The 11311-nt window shown below is 45.9% G+C and carries 9 protein-coding genes, 1 rRNA gene and 1 riboswitch; of the genes, 7 read left to right on the top strand and 3 right to left on the bottom strand.

The genetic code is table 11. The annotated features are described in order from the left end of the window. Together rrf and FS818_RS25310 are read left to right on the top strand one after the other, a co-directional pair. Positions 1–73 (top strand): 5S ribosomal RNA (rrf, locus tag FS818_RS29630); the annotation flags it as partial. A 216-nt stretch (positions 74–289) separates the two neighbouring features. Next, positions 290–1288 carry a ketoacyl-ACP synthase III gene (locus FS818_RS25310; protein WP_145335856.1) on the top strand — a complete coding sequence of 333 codons (999 nt, stop codon included), beginning with the start codon at positions 290–292 and terminating at the stop codon, positions 1286–1288. A 135-nt stretch (positions 1289–1423) separates the two neighbouring features. On the opposite strand, the gene FS818_RS25305 is transcribed toward FS818_RS25310, so the two are convergent. After that, positions 1424–2692 (bottom strand): S-layer homology domain-containing protein, encoded by a 1269-nt coding sequence (locus FS818_RS25305; protein ID WP_145335854.1) that lies wholly within the window; start codon positions 2690–2692, stop codon positions 1424–1426. Between the two features lie 181 nt (positions 2693–2873). After that, positions 2874–4811, bottom strand: coding sequence for an amidase family protein (locus FS818_RS25300; RefSeq protein ID WP_145335852.1), 1938 nt, complete (start codon positions 4809–4811; stop codon positions 2874–2876). Positions 4812–5257: 446 nt separating this feature from the next. On the opposite strand from FS818_RS25300, the gene FS818_RS25295 reads away from it, so the two are divergent. Further along, entirely contained in the window at positions 5258–7387 is a 2130-nt protein-coding gene (locus FS818_RS25295) for a DNA topoisomerase III (protein ID WP_145335850.1), read from the top strand. A gap of 90 nt (positions 7388–7477) precedes the next feature. Here the strand turns inward: FS818_RS25295 and FS818_RS25290 are convergent, their stop codons facing one another. Then, a complete protein-coding gene (locus tag FS818_RS25290; protein WP_145335848.1) occupies positions 7478–8650 on the bottom strand; it encodes a helix-turn-helix domain-containing protein in 1173 nt (390 codons plus the stop codon). Positions 8651–8783: 133 nt separating this feature from the next. Here FS818_RS25290 and FS818_RS25285 point away from each other — a divergent pair, with 133 nt between their 5' ends. From FS818_RS25285 to FS818_RS25275, 4 genes are all read left to right on the top strand, one after another. Beyond that, positions 8784–9680, top strand: a complete 897-nt coding sequence (locus tag FS818_RS25285) for an ROK family protein (protein WP_145335846.1) — start codon at positions 8784–8786, stop codon at positions 9678–9680. A gap of 73 nt (positions 9681–9753) precedes the next feature. Continuing rightward, positions 9754–9891, top strand: a complete 138-nt coding sequence (locus tag FS818_RS28990; protein WP_167375798.1) for a hypothetical protein — start codon at positions 9754–9756, stop codon at positions 9889–9891. Between the two features lie 114 nt (positions 9892–10005). Further along, the gene (locus FS818_RS25280) at positions 10006–10269 is read left to right on the top strand and encodes a DUF1294 domain-containing protein (protein ID WP_145335844.1); all 264 of its coding nucleotides are present in this window, start codon (positions 10006–10008) and stop codon (positions 10267–10269) included. A gap of 168 nt (positions 10270–10437) precedes the next feature. Further along, the gene (locus FS818_RS25275) at positions 10438–10872 is read left to right on the top strand and encodes a universal stress protein (protein WP_145335842.1); all 435 of its coding nucleotides are present in this window, start codon (positions 10438–10440) and stop codon (positions 10870–10872) included. A gap of 317 nt (positions 10873–11189) precedes the next feature. Next, a riboswitch (purine riboswitch) is annotated at positions 11190–11291 on the top strand. Positions 11292–11311 lie beyond the last annotated feature (20 nt).

Here is an 11311-nt window from a genome sequence, read left to right as displayed (position 1 = left end):
CACGACCGTTAAGCCCTCTAGCGCCGATGGTACTTGGACCGCAGGGTCCTGGGAGAGTAGGACGCCGCCAAGCAAAGCAAAGAACCACTGCCAATGTAATTCGGCGGTGGTTTTTATTTTTTTATATACTTACGCTGGTTAATTGTCGAATAGTCCAAGAAATTGGACTGTTTTTTTGTATTGTCAGCGTTCGTGTTAATAAATAATGGTCTTCTACAAAAATAATTTAGTACCAAGTACTAAGACTTAGTGCTATAATGATAAAAAAACATTCGAGGTGATCTTAGCTATGAATCATCAATCTAAAGCAACAATAACAGCAATGGGTACGTATGTACCTGAGCGGATACTAAGCAATGCAGATTTGGAAAAAATGGTCGATACAAGTGATGAATGGATTGTACAGCGAACTGGCATGAGAGAGCGCAGGATTGCAGGCAAACATGAATTTGTATCAGATCTGGCCACAAAAGCTGTGGAAGATATGGTGCGTCGTTACGAGGTGAAGATCACCGATGTAGATATGATTCTTTTTGCAACAAGTACACCCGAGTATGCTTTCCCAAGTTCGGCTTCACGAGTCCAGGCAAACCTGGGCATTCCCCGGACAGGAGTGCTTGATCTGAACGCGGCTTGTGCCGGGTTCACATACGGTATGCAGCTGGCAGATAGTCTGGTAACCAGTGGGATGTATCGCAAGGTACTCGTCATCGGGGCAGAAACGTTATCCAAAATAACGGACTATACAGATCGCACAACGTGCGTGTTGTTTGGAGATGGGGCCGGTGCGTTTCTGGTAGAACGTGCTTCTGACCAGGGTGACTTTAAGTCTGTCATTTCCGGGACACAAGGAGAAGGTGGCATGCACTTATATAAAAGCGGACTTTCTACAGAGATGCATGGTCAGCCTTTGAATGCCGGGGGCAATCTGGTGCAGAACGGAAGAGAGGTCTACAAATGGGCAGTCCGCATGGTTCCGGAACAATTAGCTGAGCTTATTACGAGAGCTGAAATGTCACCTGAGCAAATCGATTGGTTTGTTCCGCATAGTGCCAACATGCGCATGATTGAAGCGATGTGTGAACGCGGACCGATTCCGCTCGAGCGTACATTAACGAGTGTGGAGTATCGTGGGAATACTTCTGCGGCCTCTATTCCACTTGCATTGCAGATTTCGGTGGATGAAGGGAAGCTCAGACATGGGCAGAACGTTGCACTATTTGGTTTTGGAGGCGGGCTAACGTACTCGGGTCTGGTTGTTCGATGGGGTGTGCCGGATAGAGGGTAAATAATAGCTAAAATGAATAGCTTTGAGTAAACATGATGTGAATATAGAAACGGATGAACTAAAACTTGAATCCACAATGTGACAGAAAGAATTAAAAAGGTAGAGACTCCATAAATGAGCTCTACCTTTTCTTGTCTATTCGTTTTCTTTTAAATATTGTTCATACTCGCGTTGTGAATCATCGAAATCCAATTTAGTCTCAGTAAAATCAGTCCAGTGATCTGAAGTAAAGTAGGCCAGGTTTAAGTTGTTATAAACTTCGGCTTCTTCATCGGTTTGTGGTTCTCCAACGAGCTTGCCAGTCCTGCGCAGGATGGGATAGATTTCAACATAATACGCACCATCAAAAGGGATAATGACCGGAGCATCAAGAACGTTTAAACGTTCATAGGTATAGTTGATTGATTCACCGTTTACAGTAATTCTTAGGTCGACCGGTTCCTTGGCACTAATGGAAAGGTACAATGTTGAAACATCATCCGCATTAACTAGAGCGAAATCACCTGTGGTTCCAGTAGCAGATTTTTCACCCTCATGCAAAAACAAACGGGTGCCATTCGGGATCAGTTCATCTTTGGTTGGCTGATGTTTATAACCTTTTCCGCCATAAAAGTTGTAGATGCGTTGCAGAATAACTGCCGTCTCTGCTAACGTTACTTTTTGATTCGGATAAAATTTCCCTTTGGCATCGGGTTTCATGATACCTGCTTTAGAGAAGCTGAGCATAGCATATGTTTTTACACCATCAAGATCGGATCCAAGATATACATTGTGTTTTTTTTCTTGAATAATACCTAACTCAGGAGCCAGTGGTTGATAAGCAAACTTCCATTTGTCGTATGTTTCAAAAGAAGAAAATGTTCTTTTCGGGATATCCCTGAACGAATTTATTTTATTTATGATTTCTTTTGTGTCCATTTCATTCAGGCTATAACGGATATCAGGGAATAGTGCATTCAGGGCAATTAATAAATCCCAGCGAGACAAACTCTTAGAAGGTTGATACGTAAAAGTTTCATCATTGTAGTTTATCTGATCTGCTGCTGCGATCATTCCTGAAGGATTACTCGGAATACTTCCGTACACATCTCTAAAAATAGAATAATAGGTGCTTCCTTCTGGTACGCCTGCAATTTCGATTTTTTTGTCGGGTTCAACACGGAATTCTTTGAATAAGGTATGTATCATTTGGGTTAATTCGGCTTTGGACACTGTCTGGTTTAAACGATCTGCTTCCTGTTCGTAGCTTTGCATAACACCGTGAGAGGCCATAAATTCTACAGCGGGCTTGGCCCACTTATATTTCTTGGCATTAGTAGTCTTGGCAGCACTAACCGTTGATGTGGCCAAAAGGGAGAAACTGAGCACAGTAATAAGCAGCATATGCCATCTTGAATAGTTCATCTAAAACCTCCTGTTATTGTGTGGTTCAAACGATGTACAAGTAGTAAACTTCCTCATACATATTGTAGACGACAAATCAAGAACTGGGCAAATTGAAAATATAAATCGAAAAACACCCCGATTCACAGAATCGTGAATGGGGTGCGCGTTTAATGAAGAATGTTCAATAAAGGGGGAAGCGTTAAGGCGTTAACTTTGGTGCTTGGCGATGGTGTGTACCTTGTTCGTAGCTGTAAGCCAGCTTGATCAGAGTGCCCTCGTCAAAGGCGCGGCCCAGGAATTCCAAGCCTACAGGCAAGCCATCCGTTGTGAAGCCAGCCGGTACAGTAATAGATGGGAAGCCGGAGAATGGGCTTAGACGATTGTTGGCACCAGAGGTTTGCCCTTTGCCAATCACGCCAGCAGCTTGTGTTGACGTAGGATAGATGATTGCATCCAAATGGTTATCCGCCATGACTTTCAGTAAGGAATCACGAGTAATTTGAGTACGCTTCAGGACAATATCTTTGTACTCTGATGTATCTAACGTGTCACGTGCATCCCGTGCTTTCATGGCTTGTTCTTGGGATTTATCAAATTGACCGGATGCGATGATCTCGGACAGGCTATGATATGGGGCATTATCACCTAGAGAACCCAGATAGTCATTCAGCTGGAATTTGAACTCATAGCCACTGAGGCTAGGATATTTATTGATCTCTGCAAAGTTCGGAATGGAGATCGGTACAGCAGTTGCTCCAAGGGATTTGAGCTCCTCGACAGCAACGTTGATAACGTCGGCAACCGCTTTTTCTTCCGCTTTGGTGCTTGGGATGAGTTCAGGGGCTACACCGATCCGAGCACCCTTCAGTCCGTTCGCGTCCAGGAAGTCTGTGTAACTGGAAGGGATTTTGCCTACCGCGTAAGCCGTGGCGACATCCTTTTTATCATAACCAACGGTAGCATCCAGCATAATCGCCGCATCACTTACGGTACGTGCCATCGGCCCACCAACGTCTTGTGTCAGTGCTAGTGGGATGATGCCTTCCCGACTGGAGAGGCCAATGGTTGGACGAATACCCACAAGGCTGTTAAAGCTGGACGGTATGCGGATGGAGCCACCTGTATCGGTACCCATACCTGCTGCAGCAAAGTTCGCGGCAATGGCCGCACCCGTTCCACCGCTCGAACCACCCGGATAATGATCAAGGGCGTACGGATTAAGCGTTTGTCCTCCCAGCGAGCTTGATGTTGTAATGCCAAAAGCGAACTCATGCAGGTTGGTTTTGCCCAAAATAATGGCTCCCGCTGCTTTCAGCTTCTTCACTTGCTCTGCATCATGGGCCGGAATAGAATCCTTCAGACAGATACAACCAGCCGTGGTTGGCATGTCTTTGGTATCAAAGTTATCCTTCACCAGGATCGGGATACCATGAAGCGGGCCGCGAGGTCCCTGAGCTTCGCGCTCTTCGTCGAGTTGCTCTGCGATTTTAAGCGCATCCGGGTTCAGATTCAGGACAGCATTGATGCTGACACCTTGATCATCGTATTTGGCGATACGATCCAGATAATGTTGCACCAGCTCTTTGGATGTCAGTTTACCTTGTGCCATGGCATTCTGCATATCCATGATCGTGGCTTCTTCAAGCACAAACGGTTTTATGTAGGTATAGATGCGGTTTTTCAAAATAGAGACGTCGCTCGCTGTCAGTACAGCGTTTGGTAAGAAAAGAGAGTCCGTGTAGCCTTTCATTAGTCCGGCGGCATTCAGGGCACCGACGGCACTGGCATAATCGGACTGCTTCGGCACATCCTTGAAGGATGCCGGAGCGGTGTCCAGCTTGAGCCATTGCTGCAAGGCAAGTGCAGCATCTTTGCGTGATATTGTCGCACCGGAGAGCTTGTCCATGGTGAAAGGTACACCTGCAAGTGTAGCGGCTTCTTCCATGGACTGAACGAAGGTTGCGGCACTGACCGGCGTTTTCCCTGCAAGGGTAGTGACGGTGGAGGTTTGGCTTGGAGGAGTTGCGGCGGCGGCGAAAGCCGAAGGTACAGCAGTTCCTCCCCACGTTGCGGCAACCATGGTTCCCGCGAGTAATAAGGCACCGCCTTTTTTCAATACAGATCCATGATAAGTCATGCATCCACGCTCCCTTCCTGTGTCTAAGATGATGTGTGTGTTTTAGCAATCTTTGTATAAATACTTTTGCACATCTTACATTGGTGTTAAGTAATCTGACAAAGATTAAATCGATTCAAAAAAACGTATACAAATCACTTTTTTATAGTGAAATCAGTCATTTACTCTATGTTTCTTTGAAATAAAGGTTGTGCATATCTTGATTGAAATTAAATTCCACACAAATAAGTTACATACATATTACATGTTGGGTTGGTATTGGGATAACAAATATTGCTTATTGCTCTCAAAAGAGATCCGTTTAACACACCGCCTGGAATCCACATTTGTCGAAAACATGATTCCGATGAGATGATATAATGTAAAGATGAGAGGGTAGGAAGACAAGGAAGAAAGATCCGTTGTCGCCGATCATTAGCGTCTGGAAAGAAAGGAAGAGATACGAAGTGAAGACATTGGTACTCGCAGAGAAGCCATCTGTAGCCCGTGAGATTGCAAGGGTGATGGGCGCGCGTGATAAACATAAAAGTTATATGGAAGGTCCGAAATACATTGTAACGTGGGCCTTGGGACATTTGGTGGGTTTGGCTGAGCCTGAGGATTATGACAAAAAGTACGCGACGTGGAATCTGGAGGATCTGCCGATTCTGCCAGAGCGAACCAAGCTGAAGGTGCTCCGGGAAACGAATCACCAGTATAAAGCCGTGCAGCAGCTGATGAAACGTCAGGATGTAGGTGAGCTTATCATCGCAACCGATGCGGCCCGTGAAGGAGAACTGCTTGCACGATGGATTATGCAGATGGCGCAGTGGAAAAAGCCGTTCAAACGACTGTGGATTTCATCCCAAACGGATAAAGCGATCAAGGACGGATTTGCTTCGCTGAAGCCGGGAAGTCAATTTGACCGTCTCTACGAATCCGCACGTTGCCGTGCAGAAGCGGACTGGATGATTGGTCTTAATGTTACACGTGCGTTAACCGTACGCTTCAATGCTCAATTGTCCGCTGGACGTGTACAGACGCCAACCTTGGGTATGATCATGGATCGGGAAAATGAAATTAACGGCTTCCGTTCACAGGAATATGAGACGTTAACTGCGGATTTTGGAGATTTTCAGGCGGTTTGGCGTGCATCTGGCGGGGATTCAAGAGTTTTCGACAAACAGGATATGCAGCAATTGAAAGCACGAGTAGAAGGGCGGAAAGGCTCGATTGCCCAGGTGAAAAAAAGTGAGAAAGTCGAGCCGCATCCGCTGGCTTATGACCTTACGGAACTGCAACGGGATGCGAACCGTAAACACGGTTTCTCCGCTAAACAGACCTCTAACGTACTCCAGCGTCTGTATGAGCAGCATAAGCTTGTTACCTATCCGCGGACAGATAGCCGTTATCTGACTTCCGACATGACGGGAACGTTAAAAGAACGACTCGAGAGTGTAGCTGTTGGACCTTATGCATCACTTGCACGCCCTTTACTGCGCAAAAACCTGAATATCACGAAACGGATTGTTGATGATAGCAAGGTCACCGATCACCATGCCATTATTCCAACCGAGCAGACGGTGCTCTTAAATCAACTCAGCCCGGAGGAACGTAAGTTATACGATCTGATTGTTCGCCGTTTCATCAGTCTGTTCTATCCGGCAGCAAGGTATGATTCAGTAGCTGTTACGGTACAGGTAGGTAAGGATTCCTTCCACGTGAAAGGCACAACGGTCAAGGATAGTGGCTGGCGTGAAGTATACGGCGGGGATTACACGGATGAAGAAGATGAGCGTTCGGATGATGCAGGTGAACATGATCGAGCTTTGTTGCCAGACTTGCAACAGGGGCAGACGGTGACACTTCAGCGTTGCCACATCAAGAGTGGGCGTACGATGCCGCCGAAGAGGTATACGGAAGCAGGATTGCTCTCCCAGATGGAGAAGCACGGACTGGGCACACCTGCGACACGTGCAGATATTATTGAGAAACTGGTCAGCTCGGATACGATTGATCGTCAAGGGAACAGTCTGCATCCAACTGGCAAAGGCAAACAGTTGATTGAGCTTGCCGCCCCGCAATTGCGCACACCTGAACTGACAGCTCGTTGGGAGGCTGAATTGGAGCGCATAGCACGTGGACAGGGGAAACCAGGGCCGTTCCTGGATGGTATTCGCTCGATGGCGAAGGAACTTGTATCCACTGTAAAAAGCAGTAAAGCCGAGTACAAACCGCATAATGTAACCAACAGCCACTGCCCGGACTGTAATGCCAAGTTGCTTGAGAAAAAGGGGAAACGTGGCAAGTTTCTCGTATGTCCTACAGAGGACTGTGGTTATCGCCGCTCCAATGAGAAGCGGTTGTCGAACCGCCGCTGCGCGCAGTGCCATAAAAAGATGGAGATTAAGGAAGGCAAAGCAGGACTGTATGTACAGTGTCTGCCATGTGGAATCACCGAAACGCTGGATAAAGACAAGCAGCATGTGAACAAACGCGAGCAACAAAAGCTGGTGAAGCAATACGCGAAGCAGGAATCCATCGGCTCCAACCTGGGAGATTTACTCAAGGCCGCTATGGAGAAACAAGGAAAATAGGAATGCGGCAAAGATAACATAAGGTGAGAGAATAAGTGTTAAACGATCTCGGACTATTTAAATGGGATGACCAGATTCAGGTCCTCATGTTCAAGAAGGCTTGACCACAAATCGATTACGATATTCTTTTGGTGTGAAACCCGTATGTTTTCGAAACACTTTGATGAAATAACTCTGATCGTGAAAGTTAAGCAACGTATGAATCTCACTCAGGCGATAGTCTGAGAAAACGATCAGATTTTTGGCTTCTTCAATCCGTTGCCTTTGTATAAAAATGCGAAGTGCCTCTCCAGTCTCTTCCTTGAATTTACGGGAAAGATAGGAGGGGCTTATTTGCAGATGCTTGGATAGTACGGAGAGACTTAAGTCATCGTATAAGTGATTGAATATGTACTCCTGACATAACAGAATGTCTTTGGAGTTATGAGCCCGATGGACTTTGGCTACACGTTCGGTAAAGTCACCTAGGATTTTATGCAGAATCGGGTGAATCGAATCAATCCGGGTCAACTTCTCAATATGTTGGATATAGGTATCGCTAAGCGTAAGCGCCGACTCCGAATACAACCCCCCATCAATTGCAGCGCGGGTTCCGAGTGTAATGGCTGCGATGATCAAATTCTTTTTGCTCCGTAAACTATCCTGTTTCGATAATGTGCCGTAGACCCCGTTCAACTCCATATGCTGTTTCAGGTACAAAAGCATGTTATGTTTGTTCCCCAGACGAACCTGATCAAATACCTTTTTCTCCGAAAGGTAGGATTTATGAAACAATCTCCGCTCTCTCTGTTCCAGAAGAGACAGTTCAAGTACACCTTCCGTAGGGCTATTTATAACATGTTTGTTATCCTCAAGTACTTGATTTTGATCCAATATTTCATGATGTAAAAGGTAATGGGCCATAATTGCCACACTCAGCAGTTGATGGAGATCATTGTGTTCAATGAATGTGGTTGAATTCAGTTGTTGATCCAATGAAAATGGAACATGCTCAACATATGACTGTGCATTGGGCCAGAGAACAAGCAGACCTTGCCCTTCAGGAGTAGCGACTGGCATCAGGATCATTTTATCCATTTGTGTATTGTAGTCGATGATCTGAATTTTTAGATGGATCGGGACGGAGAGAAGCTGGTTCGCGAGTTCCGGGCTAAAAGAAGGGTGACGATCCAAACCACGCATCAGGTAGAACGCGGGAACCCGGGAAGTCTCATATATCGTTTGTAAGATCCATTGAAGTTTGGTTTCGGTTATCGTTGGCACTGAATGCTCCTTCTCCCTAAAGATCAAAATTTAATACCATTAATCGCAAATGAATACCATAAATATAAATGGAAACGCTCTATATTTCAATTATGATGGTGATGAATGATAGGCAGATCAGGAGGCTGACAGAATGTATCTAGTTATTGATATTGGTGGAACTTTTATTAAATACGGAATCATGAGCGAAAACGGAGAGCTGTTGTCGAAGGGAAAACGTGGCGTTGGTCGGAGTGGCTTGCAGGAACTGCAGGATGCTCTTTATGCCATCGTGGATGCACAAGACTTGTCACAGATTCGGGGCATTGCCTTGAGTTGTCCAGGAACAATCGATGTGGAGACAGGAATGGTGTATCACGGCGGTTCTTTTCCATTTTTGCATGAGGTGAATTTAGCCAAGCTTCTTGAAGACAGATATGCGATCCATGTGTCCATTGAAAATGACGGGAAGTGCGCAGCGCTTGCTGAACTATGGCTCGGCAGTGTCAAAGATACCAAGGATTCCGTCGTTATGGTGCTGGGCAGCGGCATCGCGGGAGGAATCATCATGGACGGTAAACTGCAGCGTGGCAAAAACTTGTCAGCCGGAGAGGTTAGTTATGTGATGAGCCGGATTGATCCGGTAACGAAGGAAGCGGCCTATTTTGGACTGGAGAGCTCGGCTGTAGAGATGGTCAGACAGATTGGTGAGTTAAAAGGGCTGGATGACCCTGCCGATGGTGAGGCCGTGTTTGAAATTATTAATCAGCGAGATGCGGAGGCGTGCGGAGTATTCGACACCTTTTGCACACAGATTGCGGTTCAGATCATGAATCTGCAATACATTCTCGACCCTGAAGTGTTTGCCATTGGAGGAGGCATTAGTGCACAGCCTGTTGTGCTGGAGCGAATCCAATGGGCAATTGGTGAACTTAAGCGAATTAACCCTTTGCATAAGGCGAGCCCGAAGATCACAGCCTGTACGTTTGGAAACGATGCAAACCTGTACGGAGCGTTATATCATTTTCTAAACAGCCACCGTAACAACTAGACATGCTCCCTAAAGCCCCTTCGTATAAGATGCTTCATTTTCAGGCAACGTAAGCGGAGGAGGTGAGCCTGAGATGCCGCATAACAAACCGGAAAAACGCAATAACCAGCAGAATAAGGATAGCATTCGGGAAGAGAATATCGCAGTGACCCCTGAGAAATCAGCCAAAAGGGTGCCTAGCCTGAACGGAATTCCGAAACAGGAATCGTAGAATTAGTTTTAATGTAAAAGAGTGCGGTTCTCTGCCCGCGTTGATCATCTGCCTGTCTTGGGATTATAATGGAGACAGGGAGATGTCCCGGGACAGGGGGACCGCTAAACGCATATGCATACCGGACTTATCGTATGGTTTATCTTTATTAATGTTGTCGCATATCTGGTCATGTCAGACGACAAGAAACGTGCACAGCAGCGGCGGGATCGCACGCCCGAGCGAACGTTGTTTTTACTAGCCTTTATCGGTGGTGCGTTAGGCGTCTGGATTGCGATGTATCGGAAAAGGCATAAAACGAAACATCCCAGCTTTACGATTGGCGTTCCGTTGCTCGTATTTCTGAATGCAGTGATGTATGGTTACTTTTTGCAGTGATTGTGTAGGGATGGATGAATTTATTATGTAAATTGTTTCTTATTAAGTGGTTCATTTCAACCTGTGAAGGTTTAAGAAGTTACATGGTTCCAGGCTCTGTAAGGAATTTAGATGTCAGACCGAGGCTTGCTTCGGGTTCTACATATATAAGGAAGGGACGGGATTTACATGTTATTTTCCAAAATATTAGTAGCTTATGATGGGTCAAAAGCTTCAAATAAAGCACTGGATCGTGCAATCGAGTTCGCCAAGGCATCGCCGGGGGCTGTGCTCGATGTCATTCATGCATTTGATTTTCCGCGCGTATTTATCGGGGAGGGGCTTGCGCCGCTTCCGGCTTCACTGAATAACGATTACTACAATCTGGCTGTGCAAACGACCGATGAAGCGAAAGAGCGAATTCAAGCTGCCGGTGTTACGGCCAATGTGGATTTGATCCAAGGAGCTGCAGCCGAAGTGTTGCTGGACTATGCCAAAGAAAACGGCTCGGATATCATTATTATTGGTTCCCGCGGTTTAGGCGGAATCCGTGAATTCGTGCTGGGCAGTGTCAGCCACAATGTAGTACAGCATGCTCAAATTCCTGTATTGATCGTAAAATGATGTTGAAATAAGAGGGAGGGTGTACTTCGTGCTCCTTTCCCGTGTGAACAAGCCGGTTGTCTTCGAGAAATTGAAGAGTAGCCGGCTTTCTTTATTTTATTTTGAAGCAACAGGATGGGGTATTTCAAGCGAATTTGGAGTTTATTGGTTAACACTTCACTAATTCCCGAACATTAGATTTGTCAATATGTTAAATGTTCGTCTTTAAGTTGACATACGCTGTAGGGGATTGTTAGAATGTTAGATGTGTCGATCAGGTTAAAATAAGGTCGAGTAGGAACGAAAGCTGTATGATTGTGGAACATGGTAAACGAAGATGTAACGAATAGATATTTGCTCGTATAACGCCGGGAATAGGGCCCGGAAGTATCTACCCGGAAACCGTAAATTTCCGGACTACGAGGAGATACGGCTGAGAGTCGCATGGTTGATTGCGGAC

It is taken from the genome of Paenibacillus xylanexedens, assembly GCF_007680605.1.
In the GTDB taxonomy this organism is placed as follows: Bacteria; Bacillota; Bacilli; order Paenibacillales; family Paenibacillaceae; genus Paenibacillus; species Paenibacillus xylanexedens_B.
The sequence above is the reverse complement of the archived record's forward strand: the minus strand, read 5'-3'. Positions and strand labels throughout refer to the sequence as shown.

Excerpts from the sequence above, each read along its gene's own strand:
- FS818_RS25310 (WP_145335856.1), top strand. The coding sequence starts at position 290 with ATGAATCATCAATCTAAAGCAACAATAACAGCAATGGGTACGTATGTA.
- FS818_RS25305 (WP_145335854.1), bottom strand. The coding sequence starts at position 2,692 with ATGAACTATTCAAGATGGCATATGCTGCTTATTACTGTGCTCAGTTTC.
- FS818_RS25300 (WP_145335852.1), bottom strand. The coding sequence starts at position 4,811 with ATGACTTATCATGGATCTGTATTGAAAAAAGGCGGTGCCTTATTACTC.
- FS818_RS25285 (WP_145335846.1), top strand. The coding sequence starts at position 8,784 with ATGTATCTAGTTATTGATATTGGTGGAACTTTTATTAAATACGGAATC.
- FS818_RS28990 (WP_167375798.1), top strand. The coding sequence starts at position 9,754 with ATGCCGCATAACAAACCGGAAAAACGCAATAACCAGCAGAATAAGGAT.
- FS818_RS25280 (WP_145335844.1), top strand. The coding sequence starts at position 10,006 with ATGCATACCGGACTTATCGTATGGTTTATCTTTATTAATGTTGTCGCA.
- FS818_RS25275 (WP_145335842.1), top strand. The coding sequence starts at position 10,438 with ATGTTATTTTCCAAAATATTAGTAGCTTATGATGGGTCAAAAGCTTCA.